The organism is Streptomyces sp. NPDC057743 (assembly GCF_042798755.1).
Classification (GTDB): Bacteria; Actinomycetota; Actinomycetes; order Streptomycetales; family Streptomycetaceae; genus Streptomyces.
The window spans coordinates 146,357-160,859 of sequence record NZ_JBHVJX010000002.1 but is presented as its reverse complement, the minus strand read 5'-3'; the positions used below and the strand labels follow the sequence as shown (position 1 = coordinate 160,859).

Sequence of the window (14,503 nt, the reverse complement as noted above, 5' to 3'; positions counted from 1 at the left end):
TTTCACCGCTGCTTGACCGGTTGTGGTCGATTGGCAGGGGGCGGGCGGCACCTCGGTCGGGCGTCGGGCGGCGTTGTCAGTGGCGTCAAGTAGCGTTTTCTGCGTACGGAGTCGACCGAGGGGGAGTGCGACGTGGGGGACAACGCGGCGGACGCCGAGCGCGTTCGGAACGAGTTCAGCGGGATGGCGCACGGGCCGGTGATCCAGGCCGGGGTGATCGAGGGTGGCGTGCGGATCGAGATGCACCGGCCGGAGCGGCCGGTGCCACGGCAGGTGCCGGCCGGCTCCCGGCAGTTCGTGGACCGCGAGCCGGTGTTGGCGGAGATCGACGGCTGGGTCGGCGACGGCGGTGGCATGGCGGTGCTCAGCGGCCTGCCGGGCGTGGGCAAGAGCGCGACCGTACGGAGATGGGCGCAGGAGGAGCGGGGCCGGTTCCCCGGCGGGGAGTTCTATGTCGACTTCGCCGAGCTGCGGGCGCAGGCGGGCGGCGACGTGTCGGCCGGGGTGAGCCGATGCCTACGGGCGCTCGGCGTCGAGGACCGCTATCTCCCCGACTCCCTGGGTGAGTTGACCAGCATGCTGCGCTCCCTGACCGCGGACGAGCGGGTGCTGATGGTGCTCGACGACGTGACCGAGCCGGCACAGGTGCGGGCGTTGCTCCCGGGCGCCCCCGGCAGCGTCGTCCTCGCCACCAGCCAGTCGAAGCTGGGGGAGTTGCTGGCCGAGGGCGCCCGCCTGATGCCGCTGGAACCGCTGTCGCCGGAGCACGGCATGCAGCTGCTGCGCCGGCTGTGCGGGGCGGAGCGGATCGCCGCGGATGACGAGGGTGCGGCCGAGCGGATCGTGGCGAGTTGTGGCGGGCTGCCGGTGGCCCTTCAGGTCGCCGCGGCGCGGTTGGTGATGCATCCAGGTTTGTCGGTTGCCGCGTTGGCCGATGAATTGGCCGACGACCGGCGCCGGTTGGATGCCTTGCGTCGGGGAGGGGAGCGCACGGTGTCCGCCGTATTCGCAGTGGCCTACGCAGGACTGCCGGGGCCGGCCGCCCGGCTGTACCGACTACTGGGCCTGCACCCCGGCCGCCACTGGGACGCCGCCTCGGCCGCCGCGGCAGCCGGGACGACACCCGAGCACGCCGCCGAGCAGCTCGACGTCCTGGAGACCGCGAGCCTGGTCACCGCGGCCGCCGACGGGCGCTACGAGTTCCACGACCTGGTGCGACTGCACGCCCGCGAACAGGCCGTTCTGGAGGACGACGAGTCCGAGCGCACCGCGGCCGTGGCCCGGGTCGTGGACCATCTGCTCACCCGCGCCGCCCAGGCCGATCTCGCCGTCATGGGGGGCCGGATGCGCATCGGCGCGTACACCGACCGGCTGGGCGAGTCGGACCGCGCCACCGCCTTCCCCGGCCGGCCGGAGGCGCTGCACTGGCTGGACGCCTGGCGCGGCGAGTTGCTGTCCGCCCAGCAGGTCGCAGCCGACCACGGCTGGCACCGCCGCGCCTGGGAGCTGGCCGAGGCGCTGACCGCGCTGTTCCTCAACCGCAGATACCTCAACGACTGGGTGCGCAGCGGCGACCTGGGCGCCCGCCACGCCGAGGCCGACGGCAATCCGGCCGCCGAGGCCCGGCTGCGCGCGCTGCTGTCCCGCCCCCTGATGGACCGCGACGAACTGCGGCGCGCCCGTGGAGAGTTGGAGACCGCCCTCGCCCGGGCCGACGCGTCCGGCCACACCCTGTTGCGCGCCTCTGTCCGCGAGTTCTACGGCCGCTACTGGGATCGCTGCGATCCCGCCCGCGCCGTGACCGTCTACGAGGAGGCGATGGTCTTCTACCGTGCCGCGGGCGACGAACGCGGTATCGCCATCGGCCGCTATTTCCTGGGCCAAGCCCTGCACGCCGTCGGCCGCACGGACGAGGCTCAGGTCGCTCTCCAGGGCGCCTACGACGCGTTCCTGGCCCTCGACGACCGGCGGATGGGCGCCCGCGCGCTGGCCGCTCTCGGCGGCGTGCACCGCGATCTGGGGCGGGCGACGGAGGCCGTGGCGGCCCTGGAGGAGGCCGCGGCCATGCTCCGTGAGCGCGGGGCCGTCCACTACGAGGCCGAGGTATGCGAGACGCTCGCCGAACTGGCCGAGGAGCGCGGCGACCGCGAGCAGTGGCGAGGCTGCCTCACGCGGGCCCTGGAGATATACGAGGCCGGCGGCGGCCCGCGCGCCGTGGAACTCCGCAGCAGGTTGGCCGATTCCGCATCCGGTGCGGCAACCGACACCGGCAGCGCCACGGAGCGGTCCGGCGGCGGGGAGGAGGGCGACGGCGCGGGGACGGGGGACGCCTAGGGCCTACCCGACCCTGACTCATCGGACAGGCCCTAGCGTGCCGATGGCGGAGACGGTCCGGTCAACTCCTGTCGAGGTGCGGACCGTTGTAGGGCGGCCGCCGGTCGGGAACCGGAACGGGAGAGCTCAGGCGGGTGGTCGTGGCCGGCCCGCCCGTCGGGTGGGCCGGATCTCGATGTCCTCGGTGCGGCTGCCCAGGGCGAGCGTGGCGAAGCCCTCCAGGGGGCGCCGGGTGCGCAGGCAGGCATAGACGACCGCGGCCAGGACGGCGGCGTCGTCCAGCAGGCCGGTGGCGTTCACCTCCACCGTCCGACCGTCGCGCAGCCCGGCTCGGCAGCCGCGGCCGGTGACGGTGGTGGCGGCGAGCAGACAGCCGGGGTAGCGGGCGAGGGTGTCGCCGATCCACCGGTCGGCGCTCACGGTGGTCTCGGCTGAGGTGCGGCGGACCAGCACGGACGCGCTCTCCGGCCACTGTCGGTCTCCCTCGTCGTCGGCGCAGGACAGATGCCGGAACGGGCCGTCAGGAGAGTCGCCCCCCGTCACGGGCGAGAGGGGCGAGGACGGCGAGAGGGATGCGGGCGACGGGAAGGGCGAGGGCGACGGGAAGGGTGAAAGGAGCGAGCAGGACGAGGAGGGAGAGGAGGACAGGGGCGGTGAGGACAGTGTGGAGGACGAGAACGAGGCGACCGCGGCTGGGAAGCGTTCGACGGATATCCGGGGGCCACTGGGGTCCTCGGTGATCGAGGTGTGGACGTGGCAGGCGGTGGAGGGCTCCGGTCGGTCCCGCACGGCGGGTGGCGCGGGAGCGCGGCGCGGTGGCGGTGAGTTGTCCGGCTCGGGGAGGCGTAGCAGGTCGTACACGGCGGTGCGCAGGAGTTCCAGGGCGCGCCCCGGTGCGGCGAAGGCGCTCTCGCCGATCTTGCGCAGTCGCTCCGCGGTGTCGTCGCCGACCGACTGCCCCCGCCGCAGCGCCCGTTCGAGCTGAGGCCGCAGCGGAGCGTCGGGCCGTAGCCGCGGGGCGATCCGGCCCAACTCGGCCATGGGGGTTCCGGGGACGGCCTCGTCGTCGCTGAACGCACCGAGCAGCAGCGGCGTGCCGAGTGCCGCGCCGTAGAAGGTGACCGATCCATGGTCGCCGATCAGCAGGTCGGCGGCGAGCAGGGTGGCCTGCCAGCCGGCGGTTGGCGGGATGGTCAGCAGTCCGGCGTCGTGTGCGGAGTCGAGGTGTGAGCGGAGGGTGTAACTGCCGTGGGCGGAGGCGATGTTGGGGTGGGTGACCAGGGCGATCGCGTGGTCGTCTCGGGGGAGTTCGGCGAGTAGGCGGGCCGGTAGGGCGGGGTGGTGGCCCAGGAGCGAGTGGTCGCGCCAGGTCGAGCTGAGCATGATCAGTCGCTGTCCGGCGCGGATGCCGAGGGCCCGGCGGTAGTCGGCGCGGAGGTCCCGTCCGTCCAGTAGCGCGTCGTAGCAGGGGTCGCCGACGAGCAGCGTGCGGCCGGCGGTGGCCGGGTGCGCGGCGGCGAGTTGGGCCGCCTGGTCGGGGTGGGATATCGCGAGCCGGGCGCGGCCGCTGCGCAGCAGCGCGTCCGGGACGACGCCGGCCAGCCGGTCGTGGTCGCTGCGGGAGTCGGGGACGACCTTGTGGAAGCCGACGCCGTGCGGCAGCACCAGGACCGGGCAGGTGTGGCCAGCGGAGGCGAGATCGGCGTTCTCGGTCGCCGTGACGATCAGATGCGGGTCGGTCTCGGCGAACTGGTGCCAGGGCAGCACCCGGACGCCGACCGAGCGGAGTAGCGCGGGTACCCCGTCGTTGAAGGCCGAGGTGGGGTCGAAGGCGAAGACCAGGTGGACCCGCGGGTCGTTGCGTAGCACCGGGCGGAGGACATCGAGGACCCGGACGGTCGAGGTGACGGTGCGGGCGACGGCGACGACCAGCCTCTCGCCGGGGAACGTCTGCCAGCGCTCGGGGTCCTCGCCCACGGGCACCCGTAGCGGCGGCAGCAGGCCATGGGTGGTGTCAGCCGCCGCGGGCGCACAACCACCGGCAGGCCCGGCCTCGTTCGCGGTTCGCGGTTCGCGGTTCGCGGTTCGCGGTTCGCGGTTCGTCGCCATAGTGCTCTTAGCGCGCCTCACCGTTCTCCGCAACCCCCTGGTGGTTCGACTACCGGCGGTCGTTCCACCGGTGATCGGACGTGTCCCTGCCGCCCCACCGTAGTTCAGGGGCGCGCCTTCAGGAGCCGTCGGGTTTCCGTCGGCCGCCGTTGAACCGTCGCAACCGCAGCGAGCCGGGCCCGAAGCCGAGGGGGCGGGGGAGCCGGCGGGGAGCCTGCTCGGTACCGGTGCCCGAACCGGCAGCGCTACCGGAGCTGCCCGGTACCACCGGGGGCGGCGGCGCCGCGGTGAGCGCGGCGGCGGCCGAGGCGCTGAACAGGGACGACAGGGGGGACGGCGGATCCGGGGTGTCGACGCCCGGCGGTCGTACCGTGGGCGCCGGCGTGGCGGACGTCGGTCGCGGGGCGAACGCCTGCGGTGGACGGGTCGCGTGCACCACGGGCGTGATCACATCGACATAGGCGCGACAGACCGGCGGCAGGGCGACGGACGGGAGGTGCGCCCCGGCCATGGCACCGCGCACGAGGCGGGTGGCGAGCGAGGGCCGGGCCGCGTTCGGGTGCGGCGACCGCGAGAGCTCCGCGCCGGTGGCCAGCGCCCAGGGCGCCTCGACCAGGTCGCCGACGGTGCGCTGCACCCTGTGGGCCAGCGCGGGATCGTCCAGGCCGTACCGCCGCAGCGCCGCGCGGAGCGCGGTGGCGCCATGGGCGGCGAGGGACAGCCCCTGGCCGTAGTCCGGATTGATCGAGGCCACCGCGCCGCCGAGCGCCACGAACCCGGTGGGCCAGCAGGACAGTTGTTCGTAGCGGTGGCGGCGGCTCGTGGTGTCGCGGGTCACCCGCACCTCGCTCAGCGGCTCGGCGTCGGCGATGAGGTCCCCGATGGCCGCGTGGATCCGGCGGGCGAACGGGACGAAGGCGTCGGCCCGTTGGGACGGCTGGTCGGTGCCGCTGCCCGTGAGGGTGACCAGCCAGCGCCCGTCCTCGATCGGGACCAGGGTCGCCGTCCGGGTGGCCGGGTGGGGGGAGTCCGGTGCGTCGTCGCTCCCGCCGCCGACCGAACGGGCCGTGAGCACGGGACAGTTCTCCTGCCCGAGCGGGGCGCGGAAGATCCGGGTGGCGCAGACGATGCCGGAGTCCCGGACGTCCTCGGGGGCGGCGGGCAGGCCCAGCGCCGTCAGCCGGTCCGGGGTGGTGGAGGAGCGGCCGGTGGCGTCGACCACCAAGTCGGCGTCCAGGCGGTACGTTTCACCACCGATGGTGTCCTTGACCCACACCCCGGTGACGTGTTCGGCGGTGCCCGTCAGCCGCTCCGCCTCCGTGCTGTCGAGGACCGACACCCCGGTGAGCACCGGCACCTGGTCGCGGACGCCCCGGTCGAGCAGGTCGCGGGAGCAGGCGAACACCTCCCGCGTACGGGTCCGGCGGGCCGGCCGACCGGGCAACAGTGGACCGGCCGGTTCGGACGGCGCGGGGAGCCGGTGGGCGCCCTCGGCCAGCCATCTGTCGATCGCGCCCGGCAGCAGGTCCTCCACGACCCGGGCGCCGTCCGCCGCCAGCAGATGGGTGTGGCGGGGCTGCGGAAGGTCCGTGGGCAGCACGGGAGTTCGCGGTAGCCGCTCCCGCTCCACCACGATCACATCGGCGTACGCGGACAGCGCCGCGGCGGCGAGCATGCCCGTGAAACCGCCGCCGAGCACCACGGCGAGATACGGGTGCGTGAACTGGAGCCCGGCGCTGCTCGTACTGCTCGACGCGTTCATGGGCGGTCCCTTTCTCGGCGGTGGCGCGCGGGTCCCCGGCTGGGCCGGGCCGCGTCCAGAAAGGGCGGAGCGGCGTACGGCCGGGAGCGGCGGCGCGCGGCGGCGATGACGGCGTCGGTGGCGGCGGTGACCCGCGCCGTCAGCGACGGCAGGGAGGCGGACGCGGTTCGCAATATGCGCAGGGGAGCAGGGGGCAGCGGCAGAGCGCGCTGGATGTCGCGGCAGGCCGGCGCGAACGCCGGCCTGCCGCCCTCCGATTTCCCCATCATGAATCCCCCTCAGGCCGTGTCCGCCCTGCCGCAGCCGGAGCCACGTCCTCCGCCACTCCCCGCCCGGCGCACCGGGCGGGACGGGCCGACACCGCAGCCTCGCATGCTGTGCCCAACCCCTGAAAACGCGGCCGTCACTTCTGGGCAACGGCGGACACACGTCCGGATCGTAGGCGGCGGCGATCACTTCCGGTAGCCGAAGACGAGTGAGGGATATGTAGGAGCCATCCGGCGCGTACCACCGGGTAGACCCGCAACAAAACGGAGCAATGGGTGGAAAACGGCGGGGAGTTTTCTCGCGAGACGAGAAAACCACCGGGAAACCGGGGGCCGGAAGAGGCGGCTGCCTCCCGAATGGCCGGAGGGTTGGCGCGAAATGATCGGGGGGCGGCGGGCCGGCCGGCGCCGTGCCTACCCTGTGCGGGCACCGCACCCAAGGACCCGAGGGAGAGACGTGCGCGCGATCGTGATGCGAGAGTTCGGCGGCCCGGACGTGCTCCGGCTTGAGGACGTCCCCGAACCGGAGCCCCGTGCCGGGCACGCATGCGTCGAGGTCTCCCTGGCCGGCGTCAACTACGCCGATGTGCATGTCCGCGGGGACACCTACCTCGCCCCCGTCGAACTGCCCTACACGCCCGGCAACGAGGTCGTGGGCACCATCGACGGCGGACGCCGGGTCGTCGGCCTCACCCGCGGCGGCGGGTACGCGGAACGGGCGCTGCTGCACCGCCGCGTCACCTGGGACGTGCCGGACGCCGTCAGCGACGAGCAGGCGGTCGCGCTGGCCCTCCAGGGCAACAGCGCCTGGCACCTGCTGTTCACCGCGCTGCGCCTGGCCGAGGGCGAGACCGTGGTCGTGCCGGCCGCGGCGGGCGGGGTGGGCACGCTGGCCGTGCAGCTCGCGGCGCGGGCCGGCGCGAAGGTCGTCGCCCTCGCCGGCTCCCCGGCCAAGCGCCAACTCGCCCTGGACCTGGGCGCGCAGGCGGTCGTCGACTCCACCGCCGAGGACCTCACGGAGCGCATCCTGGAGGCGGCCGGTGGCCCCGTCGAGACCGCGCTGGAGATGACCGGCGGCGCCACCTTCGCCCGGACCCTGGCCGCCGTCGCGCCGCGCGGCCGGCTCGCCGTCTACGGCTTCGCCGGCGGGGAGTTGGCGAGCGTGTCCACCCGGGAGCTGATGGAGCGCTCGATTACCGTCTCCGGCTTCTGGCTGCCCCAGCTCTACGCGGACCGGACGGCGCTGCCGACGTCCATGCGGGCCCTGTTCGACGCCGTCGCCGACGGCTCCCTCAGGACGCTGACCGGCGCCACCTATGCGCTCGGGCAGGCGGCGCAGGCGCACCACGACCTCGCCGCCCGCACCCCGACCGGGAAGCTCGCCCTCGACGTCACCCGCTGACGCCGGGGACGCTGGGGGCGGGACACCCCGCACCGCACACGCCGTGCGCCTTCGGGCGCGGATCACCGCCAGGGGAGAGAGCACACGATGGGCCATCGCACCGCAGCGTCGCAGTCCACGGCTCCAAAGGCCGCGCAGCACACCGGTCCGGCATCCAGGAGCGCGACCGCCACCGGCGGCCGGACGTCCGGATCCGGCCATGCCGAGCGGGTCTTCCTCGTCCAGACGGCCTTCGCCGAACTCGGCGGGTCCGCCCACGGGCCCGGTGAGATCGCGGAGTTCACCGGCCTGGACGACTCCGTCGTCTACCGCATCCTGCAATCCGGCGTCTACCAGCGAATCTTCGAGCGGGTGGACCGCGGCCTCTACCGGCTGCGGACCTCGGCCGCCCAACTCGCCTTCACCGCCCTCGACCACCGCCTCGACGGCGCCCAGACGGTCCTCACCGGCCTGCGCGAGGCCACCGGCAACGGGCTGGTCTTCCTCTACATGGTGGCGCCGTTCTCCGGCGCGCAGCGGCAGTGCGTCGACATGGCCGTCGGCGACTCCGATCTGGCCGAACTCGGCATGACACCGCGCGATGTGCTGTCCGTGACCCGCTCCCTGCGCACCGGCGCTTCGGGGCGCACCATCCTCGCCTACCTGCCCGACGTCCTCCAGCAGCGCGTCCTGGCCGAGCCCGTCCCCGAGCAGGCCGGCCCCGGCGTCTACCGGGACAACGACGCGCTGTTGACCTCCCTGGCGGAGGTCCGCGACCTCGGTTACGCGCTCGGCTACGAGGAGTGCATGGCCGGCTGGAACTCCTGCGCCGCGCCGATCATGTGGGACGGCGCCATCATGGGCGCGGTGCTGCTGCTCAAGCAGAAGTCCGTGATGCCGCAGGTGCCCGAGGAGATCGTCGAGGCGACGAAGGAGGCGGCGGCCGTACTCAGCCGCCACGGAGCGGCCCGCCCGGGGCTGGACGTCTGAACTCCGGTCGTACCGCCCGGCCGTGCGGCTGTTCATCAGCCGGCCCGGCTCTCTACCGTGGCACCACGCGCGCGACTCACGCGTGCACGACGTACAAGGGGGTCCGATGGAACAGGAATTGGTCGCGCTGGCCACCGCGGGGGCGACGACGCTGGTGCAGCAGATGGCGACCGAGGGCTGGGCCGCCGTCCGCCGGCGGGCGGCCGCCCTGCTCACCCGGCGTCGTGGCGACGAGGAGGAGGCGGTCGAGCGCGAGTTGGAGCAGGCGCGTACCGACGTCATCGCGGCCCAGGAGGACGGCGACGAGGACGTGGCGCAGGGGGTGACCGTGGTCTGGAAGGCCCGGCTGCGGCGACTGCTGGCCGAGGACCCGGAGGCGGCCGCCGAACTGCGGGCGCTGCTCGACGAGGTGGCGCCGCAGGAGCAGCAGGGCGCCGTGCGGGACATCCACAACACCTTCAGCGGCGGGGTGGCGAACGGGCCGGTGATCCAGGTCGGGGTCGTCTCCGGGCGGGGCAGCCTCAACGTCCAGCCCGGCTCGACGTCCTCCCGCTGACCCCCGGCGCCCGGAGCCGGCCGGCGGGGCACAATGGCCGGGTGCGGCTCGAAGCGATCACCTGGGAACGACTCACCGACGCGCTCGCCGCGCGCGTCGACGCGCTGACGGCGGACGACGGGAGCCCCTGGCTGCGGGTGGCGGTGGACGGAGCGCCCGCAGCCGCCCCCGGCGACCTCGCCGGGCGGCTCGCCGAGGCGCTGCGGCTCCGGGGGCGGGCGGTGCACGCGGCCGACGCCCACGGCTTTCTGCGCCCCGCCTCGCTGCGGCTGGAGTACGGCCGCGAGGACCCGGACGCCTTCCACGACGAGTGGTTCGACCGGCGGGCCCTGTGGCGCGAGGTGTTCCAACCGCTGGAGCCGGGCGGCACCGGTCGGGTGCTCCCGGACCTGTGGGACCCGGTGGCGGACCGGGCGACGCGCAGCCCCTACGTGGAACTGCCGCCCGGCGGCGTGCTGTTGCTGCACGGCCCGCTGCTGCTCGGACATTGGTTTCCCTTCGACCTCTCCGTGCACCTGAAGCTGTCGCCGGCCGCCCTCGCCCGTCGCACCCCGGAGGACCAGCGCTGGACGCTGCCGGCGTTCGCCCGCTACGAGGCCGAGATCTGGCCCGAGGAGGCGGCGGACGTGGTCGTACGCGCCGACGATCCCCGCCGACCGGCCTGGAGCGGGGCGCCCGCCTGAGCGCCGGCCACCCCGCCTCGCCCGCGCAAGGCCCCCGGCGGCCTCAGACCAACCGCCGGATCTCGCCCCGGACGCGGTAGAAGCCGCCCGAGGCGGGGGCCAGTTCCTCGACGACGTACCGGGCCCCGGCCTGTCGTATCTGGCGCGGGAACTGGACGTTCCACGACGGTTCGTAGCCGGCGGAGACCGCATGGACCCGCAGCCGGCCGGCTTCCTGCACGCACTCCACCAAGATCCCGGAGGCCGCGTCGTCCGTCACCGTGCGGACCGTGGTGGCCGGGGTGTACGTGGGCAGCGCGGCGGCCGACTTCACGTCCCGGGCGACCGGGACGGTGCCCGCGCGGGCGGCGGTGATCGCGGCGTCGCTGGCGTCCACACACACCAGGGAGCCGTCGGTGGTGACCAGATAGAGCTTCTCGTCGAGGTACTGCATCGACAGCGCCGATCCGCCGCCGGTGCCCAGCTTCCACAGCCGGGTGCCGTCGGCCGCGAAGCAGTACACCGAGGAGGCCGAGTCCCCGGCGAAGACGTAGCGGCCGCCGGGGGCCGTGGCGCAGGAGTAGACGACCGTGTCGCATGCGTAGCTGGCCTCCAACTCCCCGCTGCCCTTCGCCAGTCGCTGGACCACCCGCCGGTCCGTCCCGGCGTAGACCGCGTCGTCCTCCTGCCAGCCGAACAGCACCCCGCCCCGGGTCGGGGTGTGCCACAACTCGCCGCCGCCGTCGGCGGCGTAGGCGGTGACGCCGCTGTGGTGACCGTGGTAAACGGCCCGGTCGTCGCGCCGCACCATCCAGGCGTGCGTGCCGCTGCTGCGGCGCGACCACTGGTACTCGTCCTCGTGGTCGATCACGGTCAACGTGCCGTTGCGGTCGGCGACGTTGAGGACGCCCTCGTGGATGTCCAGCCAGAAGATGTCGGTGTCCGGGGAGATGGCGTAGGCGGCGAACGGGAGCTTGGCGGAGAGGTCGTAGACGGTGCCGTCGTCGCAGCCCGCGTAGATCCAGAAGTCGTCCGCCACCAGGCACTTGACGCCGTCCGGGAGCTGGTAGCGGGCCAGCACCTCGCCGTCGTGGCCGAGGGTGAAGACCTCGCCGTTCTGGTTGCCCACCCAGCAGCGGTCCTCGGCGATGTGGATCCCGAACGCCGCGGCGTCCGTACGAAAGCGCCACAGCACCGGCGCCACCGCCCGCGCCGTCGACGGCGCCGAGGCCGTCTGGCGCCGCGTCACCGGCCGGGCCGTGCGCTGCCCGGGGACGGCCGGGGCGTAGCCCTTGCGCACCTTCTCGCCGATCTTCCTGGCAGCTGCGGCCTGCGCCTTCTCCCGCGTCGGGAACGTCGAGGTCTGCTGCTGCCCCGCCGATCCGATCCGCCCGTAGCGCACCGCGACGACGGTGTCCTGCACGCGGACCTCGTAGAACTTGTGGGCGCCGCCGCCCTCTTGGGACAGCTCCAGATACGTCGTGGTCTCGGACATGGTGCTCCCTTCCGGGCGGTCCCAACGACCGTCCCCCCGCTGCAAAAAACCGTACGGCCGACCACTGACAATCGACCGTCGGCGGCCGAACGCACGTCGCTGACCAGCGAGTTCACCGCGGCAGGTAGCGTGCGGGGATGACCACTTCGTTCCCCGCAGCAGATCCGCACCAGCCCCTGCCCGGCAGCCAGGGCCCCACCGCGACCGTGGAGGTCCCGCCGCGCGCCGTCGGCGCCGTGACGATGGCCTACGCGCCCGACCCGGACGGCGAACCGGACCCCGGCGAGATCGTCTGGACGTGGGTCCCCTTCGAGGAGCACGACGGGCGCGGCAAGGACCGGCCGGTGCTGGTCGTGGCGCGGGAGAAGGCCGGGACGGTGCTGGCCGTGCAGCTGTCGAGCAAGCGCCACGACGAGGACCGGGACTGGGTGGCGATCGGCGCGGGCCCCTGGGACCGCGAGGGGCGCGACTCCTGGGTCGCCGTGGACCGGGTGCTGCGGATCCATCCGGACGGGATGCGCCGGGAGGCGTGCGCGCTCGACCGGGGCCGCTTCCAGCTCGTCGCCAACCGACTGCGGGAGCTCCACGGTTGGCGCTGACGCCCCGAACCGCCCCGGGGCACCCGCGGGCCGTCAGGCGTCGGCCAGCGCCAGCAGCTTGGTGACGGTGTTCCAGTTGCGGGCGGTGGCCGTCACCCCGAGCCGGGCGCGCCCCACCGCATCGGCCAGTTTGGAGCGCCCGATGCCCTGCGGGCACCACAAGTACAGCTCACGGCCCATGAGTTGGAACCGGTCCGGCGCGAACGCGGCCTGATCGAGCGCGTCCAACCGGGCCGTGTCGGCGGGCGCCTCGGACAGGAACGTCACGTGCAGGGTCCTGGGCTCCGGCACGGCCGACGGGAACGGGTTCCGGGCGACCGTGGCGGCCAACTCGTCCCGGGTCCGCACCACCACCGGCACCGTCAGGCCCAGCTCGGCCAGGATGCCCTCCTCGATCCGCCGGGCGGTCCGCTCCGGCGGGGTCCCCGGGTCCGCGAAGACGAGATTGCCCGTCTGCAACAGGACGGTGACCTCCTGGAACCCCAGGGAGCGGGCCAGCTCCAGCTGACGGGCCTTGGGGAAGGCGTTGTGGCCCCCGACGTTGATGCCGCGGAGCAGGGCGATCTGGCGGGACATGCGGGGCCCTTCGTGGAGGCGTGCCGGCCGCCGGGACGGGGCCCGGCGGCACGGGGGAGGAACGGGCTGGGGAGTGATCGGTGCCGCTCAGAACAGGGGCGCGGGCAGCACGCCCTCCAGAGCCAGCAGCAGCCGCTTCGCCTCCAGGCCGCCGCCGAAGCCGCCGATGCCGCCGTCGCTGGCCACCACCCGGTGGCAGGGGACGACCACGGGGATCGGATTGGAGCCCATCGCCGCGCCCACCGCCCGGGCCGCGCCCGGTTCCCCGACCCGGTCGGCGAGGTCCTGATAGCCGACCACGGTGCCGTACGGGACGCCGTCGTCCAGGGCGTGCAGGACCCGGGCATTGAAGCCGCCGGACAGCGACCAGTCCAGGGGGACCGTGAAGCTCCGCAGTTCGCCGGAGAAATAGCGGCGGAGCTCGGCGGCGGCCGTCGCCAGATGCGGTATCTCCGACAGCGGGGGACCGCCGAAGACGGTCTCCAGCCGGCCGAGCGCGCGGCGCGTGACCCGCTCGTCGGCGTGGAAGGCGACCTGCACCAGGCCCTGGTGGGTCGCCGCCAGCAGCAGCGGACCGATCGGGCTGTCGATGCGCGTCCAGCCCCAGTCGCGGCGGGCCGGGTACGCCTTCTCGTGGGCGGTGTCGGGTGCTGCGGCCGGCGTCGTCGCCGGCTGGGGAACGTGCTCTGCGTCCGTCACGGTCCCCAGCCTAGGGCCGCCCACCGACAGCGCGGGCGGGGAGGAGGCCCGGCAACCGTCGGGCCTCCTCCCCGCCCGCGCCGCAGCGGTCAGTAGCCGGCGTTGTGCAGCGCCTTGCGCGCCACGTCGGGCTTGTTGCTGATCACCCCGTCGACGCCCAGACCCGCGGCGCGCACCGTCGACTTGGCGTCGTCGACGGTCCAGGTGTAGAGCTCCAACCGCCGGTGGTGCGGGCCCTTGAGGTGGTGCACGGCGGTCACGTAGTGCGGGGTGACGGCCGTGTGCGGCGGATTGATCTGGTCGCAGTAGGCCGCGTACTTGGACAGGTCGGCCACCGAGGGGCTGCCCAGGAAGCCCGTCTTGATGGCCGGGTTCATCCGGTGCACCTTCTTGATCGCGTCGGCGTTGAAGCTCTGGACGATCAGTCGGCGCGTGAGGTGCGAGCTGTTCAGCCAGCCCTCGTCCCGCAGCTCCCGCAGGGCCTGCCGCTCGATCCCGGGGTAGAGCTCCGGGTTCTTCAGCTCCATCAGCAGCCGCTGCCCGTTGTGCTCGACCTCGTCCAGGTACTCCTCAAGGGTGGGCACCCGCACCCCCTTGAACCTCGCCCCGTACCAACTGCCCGCGTCCAGCTTCTTGACCTCCCGGAGCGTGAAGTCGCCGACGTTCCAGGGGGAGCGGTCCGGGAAGACCTTCTTGGCGTTGGTGGTGCGCGCCAGCGAGGTGTCGTGCAGGACGACCAGCTCCCCGTCCTTGGTGCGCTGGACGTCGTTCTCGACCCAGGTGATCCTGCGCCGGTGCGCCGCGTCGACCGAGGCGAGGGTGTTCTCGGGCGCGTACGCCGCCGCGCCGCGGTGGCCGACCACCACAGGGGGGTGCCCGTGGGCCGCGGCGCGCGCCGCGGCGACGGGGAGGACGAGCGCGGACAGACCCATGAGCGCGCCGGCGAGGGCTGCGACGGAGCGGATACGCATACGGACTCCTCGTGACGTCGTGGAAGTGAGCTGACGTGAAGTGAGGTGAACGGGAGGGACGGTCGGAGAATCGCAGCCGGGCCGGAGGAGGGGGCGGACGTGC

Annotated in this window: 12 protein-coding genes; 6 read left to right on the top strand and 6 right to left on the bottom strand. The window is 73.9% G+C overall.

What is annotated here, in order from left to right:
- Window positions 1-132 precede the first annotated feature (132 nt).
- Window positions 133-2,334, top strand: coding sequence for an NB-ARC domain-containing protein (locus ACFVFQ_RS02785; RefSeq protein WP_383407467.1), 2,202 nt, complete (start codon window positions 133-135; stop codon window positions 2,332-2,334).
- 126 nt (window positions 2,335-2,460) lie between these two features.
- Here ACFVFQ_RS02785 and ACFVFQ_RS02780 read toward each other — a convergent pair whose 3' ends face one another.
- Together ACFVFQ_RS02780 and ACFVFQ_RS02775 are read right to left on the bottom strand one after the other, a co-directional pair.
- The gene (locus ACFVFQ_RS02780; protein WP_383407464.1) at window positions 2,461-4,311 is read right to left on the bottom strand and encodes a CDP-glycerol glycerophosphotransferase family protein; all 1,851 of its coding nucleotides are present in this window, start codon (window positions 4,309-4,311) and stop codon (window positions 2,461-2,463) included.
- Window positions 4,312-4,561: 250 nt separating this feature from the next.
- On the bottom strand, window positions 4,562-6,205 hold the full coding sequence (locus tag ACFVFQ_RS02775; RefSeq protein ID WP_383407461.1) for an NAD(P)/FAD-dependent oxidoreductase: 1,644 nt from the start codon (window positions 6,203-6,205) through the stop codon (window positions 4,562-4,564).
- 723 nt (window positions 6,206-6,928) lie between these two features.
- Here ACFVFQ_RS02775 and ACFVFQ_RS02770 point away from each other — a divergent pair.
- From ACFVFQ_RS02770 to ACFVFQ_RS02755, 4 genes are all read left to right on the top strand, one after another.
- Window positions 6,929-7,873, top strand: coding sequence for a zinc-binding alcohol dehydrogenase family protein (locus ACFVFQ_RS02770; protein WP_383407458.1), 945 nt, complete (start codon window positions 6,929-6,931; stop codon window positions 7,871-7,873).
- Between the two features lie 87 nt (window positions 7,874-7,960).
- On the top strand, window positions 7,961-8,842 hold the full coding sequence (locus ACFVFQ_RS02765) for an IclR family transcriptional regulator C-terminal domain-containing protein (RefSeq protein WP_383407455.1): 882 nt from the start codon (window positions 7,961-7,963) through the stop codon (window positions 8,840-8,842).
- Between the two features lie 106 nt (window positions 8,843-8,948).
- On the top strand, window positions 8,949-9,398 hold the full coding sequence (locus ACFVFQ_RS02760) for a hypothetical protein (protein ID WP_383407452.1): 450 nt from the start codon (window positions 8,949-8,951) through the stop codon (window positions 9,396-9,398).
- A gap of 41 nt (window positions 9,399-9,439) precedes the next feature.
- Entirely contained in the window at window positions 9,440-10,081 is a 642-nt protein-coding gene (locus ACFVFQ_RS02755; RefSeq protein ID WP_383407449.1) for a uridine kinase, read from the top strand.
- A 43-nt stretch (window positions 10,082-10,124) separates the two neighbouring features.
- Here ACFVFQ_RS02755 and ACFVFQ_RS02750 read toward each other — a convergent pair whose 3' ends face one another.
- A complete protein-coding gene (locus tag ACFVFQ_RS02750; protein ID WP_383407446.1) occupies window positions 10,125-11,555 on the bottom strand; it encodes a WGR domain-containing protein in 1,431 nt (476 codons plus the stop codon).
- A gap of 137 nt (window positions 11,556-11,692) precedes the next feature.
- Here ACFVFQ_RS02750 and ACFVFQ_RS02745 point away from each other — a divergent pair, with 137 nt between their 5' ends.
- On the top strand, window positions 11,693-12,154 hold the full coding sequence (locus ACFVFQ_RS02745; protein ID WP_383407443.1) for a type II toxin-antitoxin system PemK/MazF family toxin: 462 nt from the start codon (window positions 11,693-11,695) through the stop codon (window positions 12,152-12,154).
- 33 nt (window positions 12,155-12,187) lie between these two features.
- Here the strand turns inward: ACFVFQ_RS02745 and ACFVFQ_RS02740 are convergent, their stop codons facing one another.
- The 3 genes from ACFVFQ_RS02740 to ACFVFQ_RS02730 form a co-directional block, all read right to left on the bottom strand.
- Window positions 12,188-12,730 (bottom strand): DUF1697 domain-containing protein, encoded by a 543-nt coding sequence (locus ACFVFQ_RS02740; RefSeq protein ID WP_383407440.1) that lies wholly within the window; start codon window positions 12,728-12,730, stop codon window positions 12,188-12,190.
- Between the two features lie 87 nt (window positions 12,731-12,817).
- Window positions 12,818-13,429 (bottom strand): methylated-DNA--[protein]-cysteine S-methyltransferase, encoded by a 612-nt coding sequence (locus ACFVFQ_RS02735; protein WP_383407437.1) that lies wholly within the window; start codon window positions 13,427-13,429, stop codon window positions 12,818-12,820.
- An 89-nt stretch (window positions 13,430-13,518) separates the two neighbouring features.
- Complete coding sequence (locus ACFVFQ_RS02730) at window positions 13,519-14,400, bottom strand: glycerophosphodiester phosphodiesterase (protein WP_383407432.1); 882 nt, start codon at window positions 14,398-14,400, stop codon at window positions 13,519-13,521.
- Window positions 14,401-14,503: the final 103 nt, after the last annotated feature.

Excerpts from the sequence above, each read along its gene's own strand:
- ACFVFQ_RS02745 (WP_383407443.1), top strand. The coding sequence starts at position 11,693 with ATGACCACTTCGTTCCCCGCAGCAGATCCGCACCAGCCCCTGCCCGGC.
- ACFVFQ_RS02730 (WP_383407432.1), bottom strand. The coding sequence starts at position 14,400 with ATGCGTATCCGCTCCGTCGCAGCCCTCGCCGGCGCGCTCATGGGTCTG.
- ACFVFQ_RS02760 (WP_383407452.1), top strand. The coding sequence starts at position 8,949 with ATGGAACAGGAATTGGTCGCGCTGGCCACCGCGGGGGCGACGACGCTG.
- ACFVFQ_RS02765 (WP_383407455.1), top strand. The coding sequence starts at position 7,961 with ATGGGCCATCGCACCGCAGCGTCGCAGTCCACGGCTCCAAAGGCCGCG.
- ACFVFQ_RS02775 (WP_383407461.1), bottom strand. The coding sequence starts at position 6,205 with ATGAACGCGTCGAGCAGTACGAGCAGCGCCGGGCTCCAGTTCACGCAC.
- ACFVFQ_RS02740 (WP_383407440.1), bottom strand. The coding sequence starts at position 12,730 with ATGTCCCGCCAGATCGCCCTGCTCCGCGGCATCAACGTCGGGGGCCAC.
- ACFVFQ_RS02750 (WP_383407446.1), bottom strand. The coding sequence starts at position 11,555 with ATGTCCGAGACCACGACGTATCTGGAGCTGTCCCAAGAGGGCGGCGGC.